Here is a 21440-nt window from a genome sequence, read left to right on the forward strand (position 1 = left end):
ATTTTTATTCTATTGCTTAACTATAATAACAATCTTAGAAAAAATTTTGAAAGTTTTTATCTTTCTTATTTTTTTCTTGACTGTTCAGCTAAAGCTATTTTGATGAAGTTTACAGCTAAACATACTTTAGTTAATGTTCTTTGTTGTGTAAAGACATTTCTTAAAGTAACGGAAAAAAACACCTTGTGTATGTGATCTTGATCACTAAAATCGATTTTCTTGTATTCAGTAATTTTTCTATATTTTTCTCAGTAGTCATCCTAATAAGCAATATGATTCTAAGTGAAATCCCAAATATTTTGTCCAAAAATTTAAAATACTTGTCTAAACCTTTATCAAATCAATTGATAAACAAAATTAATACAGATACTCGTTTTATAGACAAAAATGATATTTTTATTGCTTTAAAAGGAGAAAAATTTGATGGTCACTCGTTTATTGAAAATGCAATTGCGAAGGGTGCCATTGGTGTAATTGTTGACCATGAAGTCTCTGTAATTTCTAGTAAGAGAATTACGCAAATTATTGTTAAAGATACATTAATTGCATATCAAGAAATTGCAAATTGGTGGCGGAATAAGCTTACAATTCCTATCATTGGCATCACAGGGTCTGTGGGCAAAACCACCACGAAAGAATTAATCGCTGCAGTATTAGGGGTTTACGGAAAGGTTCATAAAACTCAAGCTAACTACAATAACGAAATCGGTGTACCGAAAACCCTATTATCATTAACAACCAATCATGATTACGCTGTCATTGAAATGGCCATGCGAGCAAGAGGAGAAATTGCCCTATTAAGTCAAATTGCTCGTCCTACCATTGGCATCATTACAAACGTCGGAACGGCACATATTGGACGACTGGGGTCACGAGAGGCGATCGCTGAGGCAAAATGTGAATTATTGGCCGAAATGCCTAAAGATAGTATTGCTATACTCAATCATGATGATCAACGGCTCATGGAAACAGCAGCAAGAATATGGCAGGGTAAAACTATTACCTATGGATTAGAAGGGGGCGATATTACAGGAGAATTGCTCGATAATCAAATATTAAGAGTCGAAGGGATAGATTTTCCTCTACCCTTGCCCGGTCGTCACAATGCTTTGAATTATTTAGCTGCTTTGGCAGTGACGAAACAATTAAACTTAGACTGGAATCTGTTGACCCAGGGAGTAACCGTTGACCTTCCCAAAGGGCGATCGCAACAATATTCTTTAAGTAACAATATCGTTCTTTTAGACGAAACTTATAACGCTGGTTTAGAGTCCATGAAAGCAGCTTTACAACTGCTTAAAGATACTCCAGGTAAGCGACATTTAGCTGTTCTAGGCACCATGAAAGAACTAGGAGAAGCATCAGCCCAGTTACATCAGGAAGTGGGCGCAATGGCTGAAAAATTGGGCATTGACGGTCTTTATATATTAGTGGATGATCCAGAAGCCCAAGCCATTACTCAAGGAGTTAAAACCATTGAAACCGAATGTTTTCCTACCCATGAACACTTAATAGAACGGTTAACCCAAGTTATTCAACCTGGCGATCGCATTTTATTCAAAGCGTCTAATTCTGTTGGCTTAAATCGTGTCGTCGAAGCAGTCCGTGATTTAATAGATAAGAAATGATTTGGCTAAAAAATGAGTTATCAACAAGAAAAAGAATTAGCCTTGAGGATAGTCGCAGAAGCAGCTAAACTTTGTCAACGAGTCCAAAAAACTGAAGGGGGAAAAGCGGTTAAAAAGGCTGATACCAGTCCCGTAACTGTGGCAGATTTTGGGGCGCAAGCTATCTTATGTCAAGGGTTAATTAAGGAATTTCCTGATGATCCTGTTATTGGTGAAGAAGATGCAACACTTCTACAAAAACCCCAGTTAGAAGGAGTCCGCCAGCAAATTATTGAACAGGTACAGCAAAGTATTCCCAGTGCAACCTCCGACAATGTTATTGATTGGATCAACTGGGGGAACGGAAAAGTGGCACCCCGTTACTGGACTTTAGACCCCATTGATGGCACAAAAGGATTTATTCGAGGCGATCAATATGCTGTGGCCTTGGCGTTAGTGGAAGCAGGAGAGGTGAAATTAGGGGTGTTAGCTTGTCCTGCTTTTCCAAGAGAAAATGGTAATAAAGGAGTTATTTTCTTGGCTATTCGCGGTCAAGGTGCCGTAGAAATTCCCTTAGAAGGGGGAACTGCTACACCGATAAAAGTTGATTCTTCATCTAATTTTGAACAATTATATCGGATCGAAAGTGTCGAATCGGTTCATAGCGATCGCAAAGTACAAACTGCGATCGATCAGCGTTTGGGGTTAACTTACGCAGCGAAACAGATGGATTCTTTGGCCAAATATGGGGCGATCGCCAGAGGAGATGCTCATCTTTATACTAGGGTTCCTTTACCTCAATTTAAAGGCAAAAAAGAAAATATTTGGGATCATGCAGCCGGAGTTATTTTGGTAGAAGAAGCCGGTGGTAAGGTAACAGATTTAGACGGTAAGCCTTTAGATTTTTCCGTAGGGGCAAAATTAAGCAATAATCATGGTGTTTTAGCTACTAATGGGGTAATTCATTCCCAAGTTTTAACGGCAATTCAACAAGAAAAATAATCAGTAAGGTAGTAATTTTACTTTTTTAAAATTAAGAATTATTACAAAAGAGCTTGATTAAGTAATTTTTAATTTAAGTACCTTTCTTGTTTTTTAAAAGCAAAGAAAATATGAGGAAAATGAAAAAGAACAAATAAAAATAAATAATCTATTAATTTTACTTAAATTTGCATTATATTTATAATTTCAAAAAATAAATTCAATAAGAAATTTATAGTTCATTAAAGTTGATTAATTAGCTTAGAATGGTATTTTAAAGTAACTCAGAGATTGATTATAATAAAGATAATGATTATGGATAAATGTTATGTCAACTAATAATAAATCTGGTTTAGGTTGTCTTCCTATTCTTGGATTGACAGCTATTATAGCAGCAGGGAGTGCAGGTACTTATTATTATTTTCAAGGAGAATTACCATTCTTTCCTACTCAAAAGACAACCCCTTTAGTAGCAGCAGAAGTAATTCCTGAATCAGCGTTTGCCAGTGCTTATTTATCTATTAATAAGAATACATTTCAACAGTTATCTCAGTATGGAAACGCTCAAGCAAAACAAGAGATGCAAACCCGTCTTGAGCAATGGAATGACAAAACCCTTGCTAAGAAAAATATTTCTTTTGAAAAGGATATTCAACCTTGGGTAGATGGAGTTAGCATCGCTTTTATTACCCCTAGAGAAACATCGACAATTCCTGAAGATGTACAAAATTTAATTGTTATTGGAGTTAAGAATAAAATAAAAGCAAAGCAATTCTTTGATAAATTAAAAGGAAAAGAAAACTTAACGATAGAAACGAAAGAATATCAAAAGATTAAAATTCAAAATATACAAGATTCTGCTGGTCAAAATTATAGCTTTGCTCTTTTAGATAATCGTTTAGTTATCGCTGAGCAAGATTATATAGTTGAAACGGCAATTGATAGTTTTCAAGGTGCTTCTTCTTATGCTGATAAACCCGAAGTAAAAGAATTATTAAAACAATCTCTATCTATTAAAAATCCCGTTGTGAGTATTTATATCCCTGATTATGAGATAACGATAAAACAATTTTTAGAAAATACCGATCAACCTATTCCAGAAACGAGCTTAAAACAGTTAGATGAAGTTGAATCGATTTTAATTGGAATAGGTGCAGAAAAACAGGGGTTACACTTACAAGCGATCGCTAATCTTAATCCGAATAAAGTTGATACAATTCCTAATATAGTACCTAATAAAATTTTATCAGAGTTTCCCGGAAAAACATTTCTATTAGCTAATGGTCAAGGAATCGATCAAGGGTGGAATCAATTAGTAGAAACTGCTCAAGAAGACGAAGAAGTTAATAGTTTTGTTAGAGAAATTCGTAACGGATTTCGTGAGATTAATTTAGATGCAGATCAAGAAATTTTCAACTGGATGGATGGGGAATTTGGATTAGGAATTATTGAATTAGAAAGAGGAGGAATTGCGAATTTAGGAGTGGGAGGAATGGTACTGTTAGAAACGAGCGATCGCTCAACAGCAAGTAATGCTCTGAATAAGTTAACTCAATTCGCTAGAAGTAATTATAATTTGCAGATACAAGAAACAAGCACGGATGGAATTGATGTAGTTGAATGGATGTTTCCCTTACAAGGGGTTATCTTATCTTATGGATGGTTAGATAACCAGAATGTAATGGTAACATTGGGAACCTCTTTTGAAATAATACAAGGTTCCAAACAACAAGAAACTTTACTAAAAAATCCCAATTTTCAAGAAATAAAATCTCTTTTACCTTCTAAGAACTTAGGTTATTTTTACGTTGATTTTTCCCAAATTTACGAACAATTGAATCAATTTCCTGGTGAGACAATACCTCCAGAAAGTAAACCTATTTTAGCGTCTATGAAAGGTCTAGGAATGACTATTAGTTTTCCTGATAATTCTACCAGTCAAATTGATGCAGTTTTGTCCATTCCATCCCAAGAATAAACTAAGTTTCTTTTTTGCTGTTTTGACTAACGATAATATCGTTTTTCACTAGCGATTAATTTAGCTGCTAAAATCCCACCTAAAAAGCCAAATAAGTGACCTTGCCAAGAAATTCCTTGTGCTGTGGGTAACACTCCTAAGACTAATCCCCCATAAAGAAAAGCAACTAAAACAGACAGAAAAACAGAGATAAAATTACGCTGAAAATAACCCCGTAATAATAAGAATCCTAAGTAACCAAAAATTAAAATACTGGCACCAATATGGATAGAACTTGGTGCAGCAAATAACCATACCCCTAAACCACCTACTATCATCGTTAAAATAGTAACAATCCAGAAATCGCTAGTTTCTTGTAACATAACTAACCATCCTAACACCAGAAAAGGGATAGTATTACTGATTAAATGGGGTAAATCTCCATGCAAAAAAGGAGCAAAAAGAATTCCTCGTAAACCAATTAAACTATGGGGTTGAATTCCATATTGATTTAGTCTACCTTTTAAAAAGAAAACGTCAATCAGTTCAGTTATCCAGAAAATACTGACAAAACTTCCTAAAATAGTAATCTGGGTTTTGACTTCACGGGAAAGATTATTATTCGGTGAGTGACTCATAAGATTTATAGTAGAATTATCCTATTCACAATCATAACGATTGAACCTATATTTTGTCTAAACATTTCGATTCAAACAATAACTGAAATGGACTTTATTGAAGTGACTGGCATTCGTTGTTACGGTTATACAGGTTATTTACCTGAAGAACAAGTCTTAGGACAATGGTTTGAAGTAGACTTAATCTTAGGGGTAGAATTAAAAAATGCTGGTATCAGTGATAATCTTGAGGATACCTCAGACTATCGACAAGCGATCGCTATTGTTAAAGATTATATTCAAACAACAAAAGTGGCTCTTATTGAAAAGCTAACAGAAATGATTGCCCAAGAGATTTTAACTTTACCTAAAATTAATCAAGTTAGGATAAGATTAACTAAATTAGCACCGCCTATTCCCGATTTTGGCGGTCAAATTACTATTGATATTACTCGTACAAATTATTAGTTACATCTTACTGATTTTTTAGTGTTAAAAAAGATTAATCAATGGTATTGATTAGATTAATGTTGGGAGAAATGAGTGTATTTACTAATTAAAAATATTGTTAAGATCGATATTTGATAAAACGTAACGGTAACAAGTTTAGGAACTGTTAAGAGCTACGATGGAGTAAAACTAAGGATTTTAGCTATTTTTAAAAGTCGTTTTTCTTACCAATCCCAGAAAATACGGACTATCAGTAAATTTTAGCAAAATATTCCGTGTTTGTCACCAAGCATAATCGATAGCTAATCTGTCACATTAATAGTAGAAAGGTTATCTAACGATGATAACTAATAATTCTTAAACAGCACTTAATGGTTTTGCTTTAAAAATTACTTAGGGATTTTAAAACAATGAAATCACAAATAAATTTATGGCGTTTTAAACATATCGGAATTGCTATTTGGACTTATCTTAATCAACCTTTATTTGATGCCCAAAAACCGATGATTTGGGAAACAAAACGTTTTTGGTATTTATACAAAATCCAACTTTTAGAAAATTGTTTTCAAAAAGACGGTACCTCCCAAACCCATTATACTCAATAATAGAGTAAGCGTTTAGGCTATTTTTTATGAGTATTGATGCTGAGATTAGTCGTCTATTAGATATTATGCCCGCTTCTGGGAGAATGTTAACCAAGATTGTTAGCAAACCTCAACAGTCGAAAGTTATTGACGCACCCTTTGCGTCCCCTTGGAATCGAGAAAGCCGTCCTATTTATATTAACTTTGATTTATGGCGACGGCTACCAAGAGGACAACGAGATTTATTAATATTAAGGTCTACCAATCGTTTAATTAATATTCGTTGGTTTAAGCCTGATGTTAATCAATTAATTGTCTTAGCTGGAACCATCGGATTAATAGTTGAAACTGGTCAAGGTGATGCCATAGGAATATTAATTGCTGGTGGTTTAACAGCAATTTCAGCCAGACAAATTTGGCGAGATAATCAAAGTGTTCAACGAGAATTGGATACCGATGAAGCTGCTATCAAAGTTGCTTTGAGAAGAGGTTATTCTGAGGTAGAAGCTGCCCAAAATCTTCTCGAAGCGATAGAAAATGCTGCACAATTAGAAGGTCGTTCTATTTTAGGTTTTACTGAATTGATTCGCACTCAACATCTTAAATCTTTAGCTAATCTTTCTAATATTGATGTACCTGAAAAAATTAATTAATAACTACGTTCATACTTTTTAATTTGCTATCAGTACAACCAGAAATCATACCTCCTAACTCTTGTATTTTTATTAGATAGGCTATGGCTTCACTGGTAATAATTTCTCCTGGCATTAAAATAGGAATTCCTGGGGGATAAGGACAAATTAATTCCCCGCTAATTTTCCCAATACTTTGCTCAATTTTGACGGTTTGTTTAGGAGCAAAAAAAGCATCTCTAGGAGATAATTTTAAAGGAGATGGGTTAAGGAGATGAGGCGATGAAGAAAATAACCAATTAGAAGATGAACAAAAATAATTATTCAGGGTTTTAAAAGCATCAATTAACTTGTTAATATCTTCTTTAGTATTACCAATAGAAATAATAAAAGCTAAATGGGATAACATTGGTAACTCAGCAGTAACCTCTAATTTTTCTCGAAAAATATCATCAACTTCTAAACCAGTTATCCCCAAACCAGTAACATTAACCGTTAAGCGAGTAATATCTAAATCATGAAATCCTGGACGCTTTTCTGTTAATTCTAAAACGGATAAATTGTCAATTTTATTGATCTTTTCAACAGCTAATTTTGATAATTCGATGGTTTGAGTTAATAATCTTTCTCCGTGTAACGCGATTTGTTGTCTCGCTCCATCCAAAGACGCTAATAATAAATAACTGGGACTGGTGGACTCCACTAATTGTAAAGCTTGACTAATACTTTGGGTATTAATGCGATCGCCCTGTATGTGCAACATGGACGCTTGAGTCATCGCCGATAGTACCTTATGAGTTGATTGTACGCTTAAATCCGCTCCCATAGACAAAGCTGAAGGGGGTAAAGCCTGATGAAACCTAAAATGCGCCCCATGTGCTTCATCCACCAGTAACGGAATGTTATAACGATGGGTAATAGCTGCGAAGGTTTGAATGTCTCCACAAACGCCGTGATAGGTAGGATAAACCAAGAAAACAGCTTTAACGTTAGAATTTTCCCTTAAAGCTGCTTCTAAAGCGGATGGGGTGATGCTCAGGGGAAGATCCCAGCTAGCATCATATTCAGGATTAAGAAAAATGGGAACCGCTCCAGAAATAATTAAACCCATAATGACAGATTGATGGGCGTTACGGGGTACAATAATCTTGTCTCCAGGTCTACAAGTTGCCACAATCGCAGCAATAACCCCACAAGTTGACCCATTTACCAGAAACCAACTGCGATCAGCCCCAAATGCTTCCGATGCTAAGAGTTGAGCTTGTTTAATAGCCTCATCAGGGGCAAACAAATTCCCCAATTCTGGCAATTCTGGTAAGTCAGCTTGAAACACCGTCTTTCCTAACAAAGACAGTAAGCGATCGCTTACTCCTTGGCCTCGTTTATGGCCAGGAACATAAAAAGCAGCATCGGGCTTGTTTTTTAAGGTGATTAAAGCATCGATAAGTGGCGTTGTCTGTTGGCGATAAAAAAAAGAGTCTGATGATATTGTCATTGACTACGATTAATAAAGGCAATGGGTAACGGTTGGTTGATTAAAATAGGAAGTTTATTCCTAACTCAAACCTGCAATACTAATCAAGTGGGAGACTTGAATCCTCTTTGATTGTAGTGCAAACCATTGCCTATTAGTCATGGAGTATATTTAAGAGATCCTTTTACTCATACTGGGATAAAAATATCATAAAATTTTCTTTTAAATAGCTTATTGTGGGTAACCCCTCATTGATTAAGTTCCTATCTATTATATTCTCGAACCAGCTTTGATTATGACTGTTAATATACCTTACTTAGAAACATCTATGGTACTCAATTCTCCTCAACCTAAAATTTTAATCGTTGATGATGATCCTGCTATTTGCCAATTGATTTCTCGATTTTTTAGCTACAATAACTATTATATTGAGTCTGCTGCTGATGCAAAAACAGCCAGGGAACTTTTTCAAAAACTTAGTCCAGATTTAGCTATTTTAGATGTAAATTTACCAGACGAAAGTGGGTTTAGTCTCTGTAAAGAAATTCGTCAAACTGGAACCCTTGTGCTGATGTTAACCTGTATGACGGATACTAATTGTGTTTTAGAAGGGTTTGAACAAGGGGCTGATGATTATTTGACCAAACCCTTTAATCTTGAAATTTTAAAAGCGAAGATTGCTGCTTTATTAAAACGCCGTCATGGTGGAGAAATCAATCTTCGTACCCCTAATAACTCTGTTATCATTGACCAATTAACCATTGATCCTAACCGATGTGAAGTTACCCTTAATCATGAAGTGTTACCTTTTACCTCTTTAGAATTTGAGTTACTGTACTTTTTGGCCACTCATTCTAACCGTGTTTGGGAAAGAAGTGATTTAATTTCTGCGGTTTGGGGGGATAATTATGAAATCGGGGCTGAAAGAAAAGTCGATGTGCATATTGGTCAAATTCGTAAAAAAATAAATGATCTTCAAGGCCAACGCATCAAAACAATTCGTGGCAAAGGTTATATGTTTGAACATTCAAAAAGCGATTGATCTTAAATCATAAAAAAGATTGTTAAACATGGGATTTATTGACAGATTCTAAGGAGAGTCCTTTGGTTTCAATACCGAAGAAATAAGTGATAATCGCAGCCAACAGACAACACAAAGCTAAAATTATCATCATCATTGAAACGCCGATACTTTGTTGGAGTAACGGTAGAGTAAACGTGCCTAAAACCGCCCCTGATTTAGCGATCGCTGCTGCCAACCCGGCACCACTAGCACGCAAAGAAGTAGGAAACACTTCCCCTGAAATCAGAAATGTAGTTGAATTCGGCCCCATATTCATCAACAGATTAAAAATAAAAAATCCTAATAAGATTAACAGTAAGTTAGGACTCGCCGTTTGAGTCGGATCACCAGCAATAGCTAAGATAGATAAACCGATTGCCATACCGATAAATCCTATTATTTGTAAAGGAATACGTCCTAAACGATCAACCAGAAGAACCGCTAAGATAAAACCAAGAATTAAAAATACATCGACGACTGCTGAACCCGTGGCCGACTTTAATTCGCGGTTCAAGAAATTGCTTTCATTGCCAAAGGCCAGAACAGCAATAATACTAGGGGTAAACACTCCAATTCCATAGGTTGCGATATCTTGTAAAAACCAAGGAACAGAGGCAAAAACTGTGTTACGCCAATATTCCCGTGAAAATAACGATCCGTAATTTAAACTTGTGTCTTTTTGTTCTGGTTCTGTTTCTGGTGTAATGAGGATCGTTTCATTTAACAATTCTGAAGCAGCTTCAGACGCAGCTTCATAGTCTCCTTTAGCGATGTAATAACGAGGACTTTCTAGTAAAAATTGAAACCTAAGAATAGCCACAAGAATGGCAAAAGCTAGACCAACCGCCAACATCCAACGCCAAGCGTACTGTATGGCCGGTAAAATAGAATCAGGATAAAAATATTCAAACAAAGCTATGATAATGATTCCTGTAATAGCTCCTAATAGTGAGCCAATAGCCTGAAACGTAAAAGCACCGATAACCATCCGTCCTCGCAATCGAGAAGGCATATTTTCCGTAATATAAGCCACACTGATAGGATAATCGGCTCCAATACCTACTCCCACCATAAAACGGAAAATAATTAAAGACCAAGCATTCCAGGATAACGCTGTTCCTGCACTGGCTAAAATAAAAATCGCCAAATCCACTACCAGCATTTTTTGACGACCAATTTTGTCCGTAAGAGGTCCTAGGGTTAAAGAGCCGAGTAACGCTCCAGCAATGGCAGCAACAGCAACCGCTCCTGTTTCAAGAGAAGTTAACTGAAAATCTTGTTTAAGAAAAGGTAAAGCAATACCAATTACAAAGAAGTCAAAGCCATCTAGAGCGATTAAACCTGCTGCTAAGAGCCATAATAACCACATTGAAGCGGTTAACGGAGAATTATCAAGTTTTTCTTCAAACGTCATGATTGTGTATTAAACCATTCATATCGAACGGTACTTATTAAGATTAGAACATAAACAAATCGTCAAATCTTATTTTAATGGCTTCTCGATGACTGAAAAGCGATCGCTTTTTTACAACGGATTATCGGGCTGAGATTTATACTCAATTTGGTTTAGACTGGATTGCTAATAACAATATGGTGTCTGTGTTGAAATGCCATTTTCCTCAGCTTTCTCCTGTGTTATATAGGATCAATAATGCCTTTAACTGACATCTTGCATCAGTACAAGAAAACTTAATAATTATCAGAAGGTAATCAATTGTGAATAACCTGGCGTGGGGACAGAAAAAGCTATAAGCTAGATTTTATAAAGGATATAGCCCGTTGCCCTTGTCCATAATAGGCACATTTTCCAGGGCTTAATTGCATCAATGCCTGGGATTCAACAGCCAACAAATCACAAGAGTCAACCCAATCTTTTCCATGAATACCGATATAAAAGTTACTGTGTCTCCGCTGCATTTTCTGATTTTTTCTGACTCTCCCTACATATTTAGCTAATCCTTTATGTTTAATGATTTTTCCAGAAAATGTTGCCATTGAATAAGCTAAAGTAATTAAGATAATTAAAGAACTAAGGCGATGTCCAGTTAATTTAGTTCTCTCTAAATCATAACCACCTTTCTTAAAGTCCCGAAACATTTCCTCAATTTCAAATCTCTTTTTATAAGCATCAATTGTCTCATCAAGACTCTTTAAGTTGGTGATAATAAACCAAGCTTCTTTTGTATCTACTCCTCGATATCTTCTCTTCCATTTTCCTACTATCTTACTTCCTGCCAGACCTCTCGTTTTAGTGACTTTTACTCCTTGATAAAATAAAGACATTTTACAAAAGAGCGTCTTTCTTTTTACCACGTCTGACTCAAACCGTCATCTGGTCAAACTTTCAAGCCGTGTCCCCACGCCAGGTGGTATCACTATTTTCTTCTAAAACATTAACTAAATTATCAAAAATAATATAAGGAGGTTGATTATCTCCCGATTCATTTTCTGTCTCATCGGTTGTCTGATCATCATCCAAGATAACTCCTTCTACAATACCGTTAGTAACAACAGCATTAACGGGACTTTCTAAGCGTAAACTAAACCGTTCATTCTCTTCTTCGAGGCGATCCGATCGCCAATAATATTAACAGCGATGGTTTTTTCAGTTTCTCCTGGGGCAAAATCTAACGTTCCTGTAACTGCATCAAAATCAAATCCGGCGATCGCAGATCCATCTAGAGTTATATAATTGACCGATACAGGAGACTCTGATGGGTTAGATAGGATAACATCAAACGTCAGAGATTGTCTTGCTTCATCCCCTTCTGTCAAACTTCCTCCATTGACAGTAATCTCAGGTAAAATGCTATCCTCTTGACTCTCAATACTACTCGGTTAAGCTCAAAACCCTAGCTGAGACTGCAAGGGAGCGGGGAGCAGGGAGAGGGATTTTCAGGTTTCTCCCCCGCCCCCTGCTCCTCTACTTGCTTTAAAGAAAAGTCAAAATCCTTAACCGAGCAGTATTGTCTTGACTCTCATTTCCCTCATCTTCCTCAACCACAGTATTAGGGGTTATACCACCAAAGTTAAAAGGAACCACTAAATCATCGTAATCAAGATCCCCACCCCCTGGGGTATCTTCCCAAACAATCTCATTAGGAGAGTTGTGATAATTGTGATGTAATCCGTCTGGGTTGGCTTGAGCGTAAGAGACAAAAGCGACTGGTAAACCCCCATCCATGCGGTTATCGGGATTATTCATTAACCAGTCTTGGCTAGTTCCTCCAGAAATTAAGTACCAGTCTATATAGAACCCTGACGGTACGTTATACGTCCCTGATGAACCTATCATTGTTTGGTATCGGCCTTCGCTGAAAGCTGCTTGTAATAGCAATTTCCTAAAGTCCGACTACAGATAAAGCCTCAAGAATAAAATCATATCCTGTAATAGAAGCGATATCTTTTTGACTAAAACCAGCCAATATATTTGCTAGAATTCTTCGTAAGAAATCTAATGAATTTAAGATTTTCTTTATACCCAATTGTCATTTCTGTATAGTCTCTAATTCATCAGTAAACTTCAGGATCTTTTCAGTTCAAGAGGGAATTCATGGCAGTGGAATTACTTAGTAAAAGTCATGTCTAATCAAGACTTTTATGTTTAATTGAACCACGAATTGACTAAATTTTGCTGATTTTAGTTAATTTAGAGTATTTTTCATAGCTGATGATTAACCTTTATTGTAATAGTGCAATCAGTCAATCTAAAGCACCCAATAACCGCTAAGATCGAAACTAGGTAACATTAAGGAGAAATATTTGTGACTCGCCAATCAACCCCAAGCTTGCAACCCTTAATAGGTGGGATTATTGCTGCATTATTAGTCGTTATTAGTTTCAATTCATTTGTTGTGATTAACCCTGGACAAGCAGGGGTATTGAGTATTTTAGGCAAGGCTCAAGATGGAGCATTATTAGAAGGAATACATTTTAAACCCCCATTAGTGTCTGCTGTAGATGTTTATGATGTTACCGTCCAAAAGTTTGAAGTTCCAGCACAAAGTGCAACCAAAGATTTGCAAGATTTAAGCGCAAGTTTTGCTATTAATTTTCGACTTGATCCTGTCCAAGTTGTGACCATTCGACGCACCCAAGGAACCTTACAAAATATTGTTTCTAAAATTGTTGCTCCCCAAACTCAAGAATCATTTAAAATTGCTGCTGCTAAACGCACTGTAGAACAGGCCATTACCCAAAGAAGTGAACTCAAAGAAGACTTTGACAATGCCCTCAATTCTCGCTTAGAAAAGTACGGCATTATTGTCTTAGATACCAGTGTCATTGATCTTAACTTCTCTCCTGAATTTGCCAAAGCAGTAGAAGATAAACAGATTGCAGAACAAAAAGCACAACGGGCTGTTTATATTGCTCAAGAAGCTGAACAAGAGGCACAAGCAGACATTAACCGCGCCAAAGGTAAAGCTGAAGCACAACGGTTATTAGCAGAAACCTTAAAAGCTCAAGGAGGTGAATTGGTGCTACAAAAAGAAGCTATTGAAGCTTGGAAAGAAGGTGGCGCACAAATGCCCAAAGTGCTAGTCATGGGAGGAGATAGTAACAGTAGTGTTCCTTTTCTCTTTAATTTCGGAGACTTGGCGACTCAGTGATCAGTTAAACGATGAAAGTGTAGGATGGGCAATGGTGACAACAGCTTAAAATAGTTATATATAAACTCTGTTAGACATTGCCCACCTCATATTTATTTAATATGACGAATTTTGCCATTAATGTTGATAATGTTAGCTTCAGTTGGCATGAAAATGCCCAAGTGCTAAAGTCTTGCTCATTGGCCGTCCCTGAAGGGGAGTTTTGGATGCTTTTGGGGGCTAATGGCAGTGGTAAGTCTACACTGTTGAGACTGTTGACGAATCTTTTAACCCCCCAAAGTGGAATTATTACCATGACTCCTCCGGTTGGCTTTGTCTTCCAAAACCCCGATCGTCAGTTAGTGATGCCAACAGTTGGGGCCGATATTGCTTTCGGGTTAGTGGAGGAAAAATTACCCCCTATAGAAGTGCGTTATCGTGTCAGGGAAGCGTTAACTGCCGTCAATCTATTAGAATTAGAACGAAGACCCATTTATGCTCTTAGTGGGGGTCAAAAGCAACGTATTGCTATTGCAGGAGCGATCGCTCGTCATTGTTCGGTATTATTATTAGATGAACCCACCGCCTTACTTGATCCTGATACTCAAATTGAATTAGTGGAACAAGTGCAAAAATTAGTCAAGAGTCGAGGGATTACCGCTTTATGGGTGACGCACCGTTTGGAAGAGTTAAATTACTGTGATGGGGCGTTTTTATTGGAAGGGGGGAAGGTTGTGCAACAAGGTGATCCCCAATTGATTAAAAAGAAAATTTCTCATTAGTATTTTTAATCATTGTGCGATTGCTTTCAACCAGTAACTGTTAACTTTTTGCTTGTTGACTATGATACAGAAACAGTAAGAGCAACCCTATCGGAGCAATAAATAGAGCCAGACCCCAACATAATAACATAGTCAAAAATTTGATAACTAAGATCAGAAAATGATTAATGATTAAGCCTTCATTTCCTGATAGATAATTAACACCACTTCGGTAAGCAAAGCGTGAATAAGGATAAAGAAAAGTATTGAAAAAAGAGAAAGCAAAGAGTTCGATAGAATATACTTCTACAGAAAAAATGAATAAAATTGTTAGAAATAGACTAAAAATTAAATGGCGAAAATAATAGTCTAAAGAAAGACCACCGAAGGTTTTTCTTAAGATGGGATCAATCATTTTTATATTAACTCAGTAGCTTTTTAATTGGTTATAACAAACTTATTGGTGAAAGGTTATATTCTTAATAGTTTTTTTCTTTTGTATTTTATATTTAATTACACTTACCTATTGAACAAGATATTACAGCTTTAAATTGTTATTCAATATATAGGAGCATAACATGACATCAGAAGAAAGAGGTCGTGTTATTTAAGTAGTGAAAATCTATCTAAGTTGATAGTATTTCCTCATTATCATGAATTGCTCCTGTCTACTAACACTAAACAAACCCAAAAATCTGAGGACCGTTAGCACGAATCGGAAATTGATTCAAATAAGCCACCGGGTTACTCGGATCAAACGATCGCCCGTCAATAAAAGCGGTGCTAGTTTCTTTTTTCATATTATCACTGGGTAAGGGAATATTTAATGCTTCGGCCACTTCTTCATAGATAGTAATGGGATAAATTTTATCTAATAATTGATCAGCGTTTTTAGGATAGTCATAAATCTCTAAATCGTGCCAACGAATCATCTGAGTTAACATCCATACTGCATGGGAACGCCAAGGATAATTCGCGTGATCATTTTCCCCCCAATATTCCGCTTTTCGATGATGAAAAATAGTATAATCTGGTATGAATCGCTGATAATTTTCATCGGTTTCACTACTATAAGAATAGTTACCAATTAATGTCGATTCAATTAAACTCGTATCAAGGTTTAAATAATTAGGTTGTCCTAAAATAGCAGCAACTTCTGTCTGATTATCCAAGCGATCGCAATATTGACAAGCTTCGATTACAGCAGCCATTAATGCTCTTGTTGTGTTCGGATGTTTTCTCGCCCAACCGTCCATCGTAGCTAATATTTTATTAGGATGGCCATGCCAAATATCCCGACTCACATAAGTAACAAAACCAGCTTTTTCTAATACCGTTTGTTGATTCCAAGGAGAAGACGCACTATAACCATCAATCATCCCTGCTTGTAATTTATAGATCATTTGAGAAGCTGGAAACTCCACTAATTCTACTTCTGTTTTCGGCATTAAACCGATGGCAGATAACCAATAACGAGTAAGATAAGCGTCAGTGGAAAAAGCAGAATCTACCGCCAAAGTAACAGGGGTTTCACGGTTGCGCCAGTAGCGTCTAATATTCTCTTCAAAGTCAGTAAAATTAAAATAATCCACCGATGGCCGTATTCCTGCATCCCAAGCTTTTTGGTTTATAGTAATAGCACTACTATTAAGATTAAGGGTCATTAAAGAAATTAAAGGATCTTCATCTTTTCCTAATTGTGCCAACATCGGGAAAGCATAGGGCAGTTGCCCTGCGTCCATTTGCCAGCCTAATAACTCTTTTTTAACCCCTTCCCACGTCTCAAGTCGTTTTAGAGTGACAGACAAGCCATAACGCTCAAAAAAACCCTTTTCCTGAGCAATAATTAAGGGGGCTGCATCTCCATTTGCCACATATCCGAGAATTAAGTTAGACTTTTCTAATGTGCCAAAATCTACGTTGTTTTTTTCTTGATTAAAGGGAAAAATATCAGTATTACTACAAGCTGCAATCCCTAAACTTGCTAACCCTAACCCACTGTATTTAATAAAATTGCGACGTTTCATAAATAATTCTATATGTTTAAATTAATAAAAGGACTAACATCATGCGCCGAACATCCTGCTAAAGCTGCTAAATTAATCGGTTTTTGTCCAAGACTAGATGGTACATAAGTGTAAGCTAAATCAACCCCTTGATTATTGATGGACACTTGCCAATAATTTTGATAATCGACCGTTCCTACAGAAATAGATTGAATTGTAACAGGTTCAGGTGTTGTTTCGCCACAGGGTTCACAAAAAAGATAAATCAATTGATTTAATTTAAGAAAAGTTGCTGCTTTTAAGGCTTGTTCTTTATCTATATAAGAACATTGATCAGCATAAGCCATTTGAGTTGAAAATGAAATGATTGTAATGCCTAAAAGTATAATTTTAAAAAATTTTAACATAATTAACTCACTAGATTGATTATTTTTTTCAGTCGGTATAATAATAATAACTCTTTGCTATAATAAATCAAACGAATTTCTTTATGCTAATTATGTTAGAGCTAAATAATCTTAATCTTCATATTCAATATATTACCAATGACCTTGGGGAGACAACTGCTGTTATTTTACCCATTACTGAATTTGAAGAACTTTTAGAAGATTTAGAAGATTTAAAAACTATTACTGATAGAAAAGATGAAGAAACTATTTCTCATGAAGCAGTAATTGTTGAACTTAAGGAAGATAGCATCTTATAAAATCGTTTGGAAAAAATCAGCACAAAAAGAGGGAGCATCCCATTTTTGTAGAAACAAAGCATTATTCGCGGAAACTATTCGCGAAATAAATTTCTAGTTATCTACTTTTATGTTCTTCATCATAAGCGATATCAACTACACAGCTTTTCAGAGAAATCAAGGTAGACTCTAATTCGGTGATGATAGTCCGTCTGAGGACTCCCATGACAGCATCGACATGGGCAATTGTACCAGCTTTGCCTAAATGTTGGTATTTGCTAAGAGATTGACTGTTTTTCTGCTCAAATATACGTCTATCTGCTTGTAACTTGTAATACCAATAAATTTTGTCTTTTTGCCTCACTTGATAACGAACGACCCAACAACCACTATCAGCTTGTTCTCCCTTATCCTCAAAAAACTGCAAATATGACTCTATTTCAGCAATAGCTTCGGTTAATCTCTGCATTCTATCTAATTTATCTTGCTCACTCTCGATATATTTTTTGCGTCCCATCAATATTAAACCCCATGTTGAAGTAATTCGCCATTATAATACGCGAATTAATAAGCAACTTATTTAACTTTTACAATTTTATCCGTTTTAAATAGCTAGTTGACCATTGAGATAAGCACAACGCAGTTGTAGAATATTATTAACGGTTTCATATTTCCACTGTGCGCCGGTTATTTTGACGCGGTGAGCTATTTGTTTAACCGCCGATTCTACAGCCCCGCTACCGATTGAACAAATTTTTTGCCAGCTATAATAATGGTAATTAATGATGCGAGATTTCCGTTTAATTAGATAGTTGCAAAACTGATTACTCCCCACTGGGTTCTGGTCACGTAGATAGCTAATCGCCTCTGAGGTCTGCCCCATCCATAAATAAGCCTTAATTTGTTCAAACTGGTATCTTTTCCCTTCAACTTTGTAGAGATTTTCTATTAAATGATACCAATCCAAAATCTCAATCCTATTTTCTTTATCTCCAATTTCAGCCATTATATTCCATATTCCATCATGTCCATCTCCTAAACAATAAAGTGGATTGGTTAATTCTTGGCTATTAATCCAATCGACTAAAGATTGATTATCCTGAAAAAAAGCACCGTAATAGATTCCTTGTAATCTCGCCGTTTTATAATCTTTCCAATAACTTTTTTGTCCCTTTTTTCCTCTTAACCTAATTTTTCCTCCATCAACAGATATCTCACTACAACCTTGTTTAACATCTGGTAATAAATTATCTAGTTTTTGGACTTTTCGGTGATGAGTTGAATGCCCCACTTTAAAGCCCATTAATAATAACATATCCTCTTCAGCATTTTGATAAGATTCGTTAGCACTTAACAGTAAACAACACTTTTCTAAGAGGGGACTATGACGAGTATAGGAACTAACACCCAACCGATTACATTGAGATGCAGTAATTTTTAACTGTCCCACACAACTTTTTATTTTTCGCTTTCTTCCTTTTCTCGTTTTTGTTTTTCTTTCAATAAAAAAAGGGTGATTTGAGGACTAACATTCTCTAAAACCTGCTCCCTTACAGTAATTTCAATATCTTCAAGAGTCTTTAAAGATTCTTCTTCAACATTATTATAAAGTATTTCACTGGCTCTGTTAATACAGGCTTCTAACTCAAGTCTTTCTGATGGAGTCATAACGGGATAATCTTCAATGTTTACACCCCCATTATGTCAGAATTAATTCGATTGCATAAACATTTAAACTTATTCGCGATGGTTCTTCGCGAAGTATTTGCATCGTATTAAACAGTCTAAATACAAAAATGGGATGCTCCCCAAAAAGAATTAAAAAAGCTAGAGAAAAGTGTTGTTCCTAAAATTTTGACTACTATTGAAGGTTTAAGTGATAATCCTTATCCTTCAGGTGTGAGGAAACTTGTAGGAACTGTTAATAATTATCGTATTCGCATTGATCAATATCGAGTCATTTATAAGGTTGAATCATCTTGTCTTATTATAGAAATAATCAAAGTCGGTCATCGTCAAGGTATTTATTAAGCTTGTTAATTAACCTTAATTTCTATCAATAGATTACTATCACTAACTCACTAAATTAATTTTTGATCCTTCATTAGTTTTATATACTTCTATACGATTTTGAAAGGCTTCTTTAAATTGGGGCATGTGGGTAACAGCTAAAATACAAGAAAACTCAGAAGAAATAGCATTAATAGCTGCAACTAAACGTTCACATCCTTGTGCATCTTGAGTACCAAAACCTTCATCAATAATTAACATTTGTAATGTGGTTCCTGCCCGTTGTGCTAATAATTTAGCTAATGCCAAACGAACAGAAAAATTAATCCTAAATGCTTCACCTCCTGAATAAGTTTCATAAGCACGAGTTCCTTTTGAATCAGAGATAATAATATCTAAAGTATCGATCATTTTAGAAGATTTTTTCCGAGAACTTCCGCTTTTTCCTGCTCGTTGTGTCACAAATCTAATATGAAATTGATTCCCTGTTAATCTTGATAAAATATGATTTGTTTCTGTTTCTAATTGCGGTAAAACATTTTCAATCATTAATAATTGAATACCATTTTTGCTAAAAGCTTTACTTAATTCTGTGTGAACCCGATATTGTTTACGAACTTCTTGATATTCTTGTTCTTGTTCTTCTTGTTGTTTTTTTAAGCTTTCCAGTTGAGATAACGATTGTTCTATCCTTCCTTTTTGAGCGAGTAAATTATCTAATTTTTCTCTTTGTACTTTTAATTTTTTTTCTAAAGTCTCAATCTCTTGACTATGATCTTCAATCGTTTCTAATTGATTAGATAACTGTTGTATAAATTTTTCTGTATCTTGTTGTTCTTCTTGATTATTATTCATTTTAATTTCGATATTTTTTAATTGTTCTTGTAATTGAGGATAGTCTTGTTTAACGTCTTGTAATTTTTGATAATCGACTACAGAAGATTGAGATTTACGAATATAATTAGATATTCTTTGATGATAAGAGCGATCATAGTTTAAATTGTTTAATTCTTCTTCTATTTTATTAACTTCTTGTTTTAATTCCGAATTAGTTTCTAAGTTATTTTTTTCTGTTTCTAGCTGTTCAAGTTTAGCAATAAGTTCTGGTTTTTGCTGCGCTATTTTCTTTTGATCACGAATAGCATCTTCTATTCTCGCTTGTTTAATTTCTGCCCATCTTAACCGTTCCACTTCTCCCCTTGCTAAAGCATGAGTTTGTTCATCATAGTTCAGTTTTTCTAATCTTTTATCGATAATTCTAATCTCATTTTGTATATTCATTCCATAGGTTTCTGTATTAATCAAATTATCAACATTTTCTTTATCTTTTAATAATTTTTTCAATTTAACTTTAACTTCTCCTGCTTGATCAAGTTGAGCTTCTATTCGAGAAAATTCTTGTTGTATATTACCTGAATTTTTTAACTGATTTTCTAATTCTCTATCTTCACTAATTAATGATTTAATATCTCGCTTAATCACGGATAATTCTTCTTGTAAAAACCAAATTTGTTGTTGAAGTTGTTCTTGTTGTTTATTTGTCTTCTCAATCACATGATGACGACGACTTTCGTCCAAGTTTTGCTCACATAAAGGACAAGTAGACTCTGGATTATTTAATAAGTTTATTTTCTTCTGTAGTTCTTCTATTTTTTCAGTATAATTTTTTTGATTAACTATCAATTTTTCTTGTGTTAATTTTCTTTCTTGTGATTTTTCTTTGACTCTTTTTTGATAGACTTTTTGATTGTCAATTTCTTGTATTTTATTATCTAGTTCTATAAGCAATTGTCGTCTTTTAGGTATTTTTTCTAACTCTTGATGATACTGAAGTGCTAAGGTTTCAAATTGTTCTAATTTAGCTTCCAAATTAGCTTTTATTTTTGCTAATTCCGTTTCTAGACTTTGCTTTTGTTTCAATAGAGGTGTTACTGTATGTTGTAATTTATCTAATTCCTGTAAGCGTTGTCGATGATTGTTTAATTTTTGTACAGCAACTTTAATATCTTCAGCTTGACTAATAG

The 21440-nt window shown here is 35.2% G+C and carries 24 protein-coding genes; 11 read left to right on the top strand and 13 right to left on the bottom strand.

What is annotated here, in order from left to right; genetic code table 11:
* Nucleotides 1–272 precede the first annotated feature (272 nt).
* The 3 genes from CY0110_RS06105 (at nt 273) to CY0110_RS06115 (ending at nt 4566) form a co-directional block, all read left to right on the top strand.
* Entirely contained in the window at nt 273–1628 is a 1356-nt protein-coding gene (locus CY0110_RS06105; RefSeq protein WP_008274458.1) for a UDP-N-acetylmuramoyl-tripeptide--D-alanyl-D-alanine ligase, read from the top strand.
* Between the two features lie 12 nt (nt 1629–1640).
* A complete protein-coding gene (locus tag CY0110_RS06110; RefSeq protein WP_008274459.1) occupies nt 1641–2609 on the top strand; it encodes a 3'(2'),5'-bisphosphate nucleotidase in 969 nt (322 codons plus the stop codon).
* Nucleotides 2610–2916: 307 nt separating this feature from the next.
* Nucleotides 2917–4566 (top strand): DUF3352 domain-containing protein, encoded by a 1650-nt coding sequence (locus CY0110_RS06115; protein ID WP_008274460.1) that lies wholly within the window; start codon nt 2917–2919, stop codon nt 4564–4566.
* A 26-nt stretch (nt 4567–4592) separates the two neighbouring features.
* Here CY0110_RS06115 and CY0110_RS06120 read toward each other — a convergent pair whose 3' ends face one another.
* Nucleotides 4593–5183 (bottom strand): rhomboid family intramembrane serine protease, encoded by a 591-nt coding sequence (locus CY0110_RS06120; RefSeq protein ID WP_008274461.1) that lies wholly within the window; start codon nt 5181–5183, stop codon nt 4593–4595.
* 87 nt (nt 5184–5270) lie between these two features.
* On the opposite strand from CY0110_RS06120, the gene folB reads away from it, so the two are divergent.
* The 3 genes from folB to CY0110_RS06135 all read left to right on the top strand — a co-directional run bounded on the left by folB (nt 5271) and on the right by CY0110_RS06135 (nt 6849).
* The gene (gene folB / locus CY0110_RS06125) at nt 5271–5630 is read left to right on the top strand and encodes a dihydroneopterin aldolase (protein WP_008274462.1); all 360 of its coding nucleotides are present in this window, start codon (nt 5271–5273) and stop codon (nt 5628–5630) included.
* 392 nt (nt 5631–6022) lie between these two features.
* A complete protein-coding gene (locus CY0110_RS06130; RefSeq protein WP_008274463.1) occupies nt 6023–6217 on the top strand; it encodes a hypothetical protein in 195 nt (64 codons plus the stop codon).
* A gap of 26 nt (nt 6218–6243) precedes the next feature.
* The gene (locus CY0110_RS06135; protein ID WP_008274464.1) at nt 6244–6849 is read left to right on the top strand and encodes a DUF3318 domain-containing protein; all 606 of its coding nucleotides are present in this window, start codon (nt 6244–6246) and stop codon (nt 6847–6849) included.
* Here the strand turns inward: CY0110_RS06135 and CY0110_RS06140 are convergent.
* Complete coding sequence (locus tag CY0110_RS06140) at nt 6842–8323, bottom strand: aminotransferase class I/II-fold pyridoxal phosphate-dependent enzyme (RefSeq protein WP_008274465.1); 1482 nt, start codon at nt 8321–8323, stop codon at nt 6842–6844. The two genes, CY0110_RS06135 and CY0110_RS06140, sit on opposite strands and share 8 nt — an antisense overlap.
* Before the next feature lie 274 nt (nt 8324–8597).
* Here CY0110_RS06140 and CY0110_RS06145 point away from each other — a divergent pair, with 274 nt between their 5' ends.
* The gene (locus CY0110_RS06145) at nt 8598–9344 is read left to right on the top strand and encodes a response regulator transcription factor (protein ID WP_035798651.1); all 747 of its coding nucleotides are present in this window, start codon (nt 8598–8600) and stop codon (nt 9342–9344) included.
* Nucleotides 9345–9366: 22 nt separating this feature from the next.
* Here the strand turns inward: CY0110_RS06145 and CY0110_RS06150 are convergent, their stop codons facing one another.
* From CY0110_RS06150 to CY0110_RS06165, 5 genes are all read right to left on the bottom strand, one after another.
* Complete coding sequence (locus tag CY0110_RS06150; RefSeq protein ID WP_008274467.1) at nt 9367–10779, bottom strand: MFS transporter; 1413 nt, start codon at nt 10777–10779, stop codon at nt 9367–9369.
* Nucleotides 10780–11111: 332 nt separating this feature from the next.
* Nucleotides 11112–11648: a transposase gene (locus tag CY0110_RS06155; RefSeq protein WP_008274468.1), complete on the bottom strand. Its 537-nt coding sequence runs from the start codon at nt 11646–11648 to the stop codon at nt 11112–11114.
* 61 nt (nt 11649–11709) lie between these two features.
* Entirely contained in the window at nt 11710–11844 is a 135-nt protein-coding gene (locus CY0110_RS31340; RefSeq protein WP_008274469.1) for a hypothetical protein, read from the bottom strand.
* A gap of 50 nt (nt 11845–11894) precedes the next feature.
* The gene (locus tag CY0110_RS06160; protein ID WP_008274470.1) at nt 11895–12140 is read right to left on the bottom strand and encodes a Calx-beta domain-containing protein; all 246 of its coding nucleotides are present in this window, start codon (nt 12138–12140) and stop codon (nt 11895–11897) included.
* Between the two features lie 157 nt (nt 12141–12297).
* Nucleotides 12298–12702, bottom strand: a complete 405-nt coding sequence (locus CY0110_RS06165) for a DUF4114 domain-containing protein (RefSeq protein WP_157464541.1) — start codon at nt 12700–12702, stop codon at nt 12298–12300.
* A 427-nt stretch (nt 12703–13129) separates the two neighbouring features.
* Between CY0110_RS06165 and CY0110_RS06170 the strand changes: the two genes are divergently transcribed.
* Entirely contained in the window at nt 13130–13975 is an 846-nt protein-coding gene (locus CY0110_RS06170) for a prohibitin family protein (RefSeq protein ID WP_008274472.1), read from the top strand.
* A gap of 101 nt (nt 13976–14076) precedes the next feature.
* Complete coding sequence (locus CY0110_RS06175) at nt 14077–14736, top strand: energy-coupling factor ABC transporter ATP-binding protein (RefSeq protein WP_008274473.1); 660 nt, start codon at nt 14077–14079, stop codon at nt 14734–14736.
* Nucleotides 14737–14776: 40 nt separating this feature from the next.
* Here CY0110_RS06175 and CY0110_RS06180 read toward each other — a convergent pair whose 3' ends face one another.
* The 3 genes from CY0110_RS06180 to CY0110_RS06190 all read right to left on the bottom strand — a co-directional run bounded on the left by CY0110_RS06180 (nt 14777) and on the right by CY0110_RS06190 (nt 17128).
* A complete protein-coding gene (locus tag CY0110_RS06180; protein WP_008274474.1) occupies nt 14777–15130 on the bottom strand; it encodes a hypothetical protein in 354 nt (117 codons plus the stop codon).
* A 262-nt stretch (nt 15131–15392) separates the two neighbouring features.
* Nucleotides 15393–16742, bottom strand: a complete 1350-nt coding sequence (locus tag CY0110_RS06185) for a CmpA/NrtA family ABC transporter substrate-binding protein (RefSeq protein WP_008274475.1) — start codon at nt 16740–16742, stop codon at nt 15393–15395.
* Nucleotides 16743–16750: 8 nt separating this feature from the next.
* Nucleotides 16751–17128, bottom strand: coding sequence for a hypothetical protein (locus CY0110_RS06190; protein ID WP_008274476.1), 378 nt, complete (start codon nt 17126–17128; stop codon nt 16751–16753).
* An 83-nt stretch (nt 17129–17211) separates the two neighbouring features.
* Between CY0110_RS06190 and CY0110_RS06195 the strand changes: the two genes are divergently transcribed.
* Nucleotides 17212–17427 carry a hypothetical protein gene (locus CY0110_RS06195; protein WP_008274477.1) on the top strand — a complete coding sequence of 72 codons (216 nt, stop codon included), beginning with the start codon at nt 17212–17214 and terminating at the stop codon, nt 17425–17427.
* 97 nt (nt 17428–17524) lie between these two features.
* Here CY0110_RS06195 and CY0110_RS06200 read toward each other — a convergent pair whose 3' ends face one another.
* Both CY0110_RS06200 and CY0110_RS06205 read right to left on the bottom strand, forming a co-directional pair.
* Complete coding sequence (locus tag CY0110_RS06200; protein WP_008274478.1) at nt 17525–17923, bottom strand: hypothetical protein; 399 nt, start codon at nt 17921–17923, stop codon at nt 17525–17527.
* Between the two features lie 87 nt (nt 17924–18010).
* A protein-coding gene (locus CY0110_RS06205) for an ISKra4-like element ISCysp26 family transposase (protein WP_085961789.1) occupies nt 18011–19074 on the bottom strand; the annotation gives its coding sequence in 2 pieces (ribosomal slippage) (nt 18011–18918 and nt 18918–19074; 1065 coding nt in all).
* Nucleotides 19075–19194: 120 nt separating this feature from the next.
* On the opposite strand from CY0110_RS06205, the gene CY0110_RS06215 reads away from it, so the two are divergent.
* The gene (locus CY0110_RS06215) at nt 19195–19437 is read left to right on the top strand and encodes a type II toxin-antitoxin system RelE family toxin (RefSeq protein WP_035798657.1); all 243 of its coding nucleotides are present in this window, start codon (nt 19195–19197) and stop codon (nt 19435–19437) included.
* A 42-nt stretch (nt 19438–19479) separates the two neighbouring features.
* Here the strand turns inward: CY0110_RS06215 and CY0110_RS06220 are convergent.
* Nucleotides 19480–21440: SbcC/MukB-like Walker B domain-containing protein (locus CY0110_RS06220; RefSeq protein ID WP_035798659.1), on the bottom strand; the 1961-nt coding region annotated here is incomplete at its 5' end.

The sequence above is a fragment of the Crocosphaera chwakensis CCY0110 genome (assembly GCF_000169335.1).
Taxonomy (GTDB): Bacteria; Cyanobacteriota; Cyanobacteriia; order Cyanobacteriales; family Microcystaceae; genus Crocosphaera; species Crocosphaera chwakensis.

Excerpts from the sequence above, each read along its gene's own strand:
- CY0110_RS06135 (WP_008274464.1), top strand. The coding sequence starts at position 6,244 with ATGAGTATTGATGCTGAGATTAGTCGTCTATTAGATATTATGCCCGCT.
- CY0110_RS06155 (WP_008274468.1), bottom strand. The coding sequence starts at position 11,648 with ATGTCTTTATTTTATCAAGGAGTAAAAGTCACTAAAACGAGAGGTCTG.
- CY0110_RS06145 (WP_035798651.1), top strand. The coding sequence starts at position 8,598 with ATGACTGTTAATATACCTTACTTAGAAACATCTATGGTACTCAATTCT.
- CY0110_RS06120 (WP_008274461.1), bottom strand. The coding sequence starts at position 5,183 with ATGAGTCACTCACCGAATAATAATCTTTCCCGTGAAGTCAAAACCCAG.
- CY0110_RS06195 (WP_008274477.1), top strand. The coding sequence starts at position 17,212 with ATGCTAATTATGTTAGAGCTAAATAATCTTAATCTTCATATTCAATAT.
- CY0110_RS06180 (WP_008274474.1), bottom strand. The coding sequence starts at position 15,130 with ATGATTGATCCCATCTTAAGAAAAACCTTCGGTGGTCTTTCTTTAGAC.
- CY0110_RS06140 (WP_008274465.1), bottom strand. The coding sequence starts at position 8,323 with ATGACAATATCATCAGACTCTTTTTTTTATCGCCAACAGACAACGCCA.
- CY0110_RS06200 (WP_008274478.1), bottom strand. The coding sequence starts at position 17,923 with ATGGGACGCAAAAAATATATCGAGAGTGAGCAAGATAAATTAGATAGA.
- CY0110_RS06130 (WP_008274463.1), top strand. The coding sequence starts at position 6,023 with ATGAAATCACAAATAAATTTATGGCGTTTTAAACATATCGGAATTGCT.
- folB (WP_008274462.1), top strand. The coding sequence starts at position 5,271 with ATGGACTTTATTGAAGTGACTGGCATTCGTTGTTACGGTTATACAGGT.
- CY0110_RS06185 (WP_008274475.1), bottom strand. The coding sequence starts at position 16,742 with ATGAAACGTCGCAATTTTATTAAATACAGTGGGTTAGGGTTAGCAAGT.
- CY0110_RS06150 (WP_008274467.1), bottom strand. The coding sequence starts at position 10,779 with ATGACGTTTGAAGAAAAACTTGATAATTCTCCGTTAACCGCTTCAATG.
- CY0110_RS06175 (WP_008274473.1), top strand. The coding sequence starts at position 14,077 with ATGACGAATTTTGCCATTAATGTTGATAATGTTAGCTTCAGTTGGCAT.
- CY0110_RS06110 (WP_008274459.1), top strand. The coding sequence starts at position 1,641 with ATGAGTTATCAACAAGAAAAAGAATTAGCCTTGAGGATAGTCGCAGAA.
- CY0110_RS06115 (WP_008274460.1), top strand. The coding sequence starts at position 2,917 with ATGTCAACTAATAATAAATCTGGTTTAGGTTGTCTTCCTATTCTTGGA.
- CY0110_RS06105 (WP_008274458.1), top strand. The coding sequence starts at position 273 with ATGATTCTAAGTGAAATCCCAAATATTTTGTCCAAAAATTTAAAATAC.
- CY0110_RS06190 (WP_008274476.1), bottom strand. The coding sequence starts at position 17,128 with ATGTTAAAATTTTTTAAAATTATACTTTTAGGCATTACAATCATTTCA.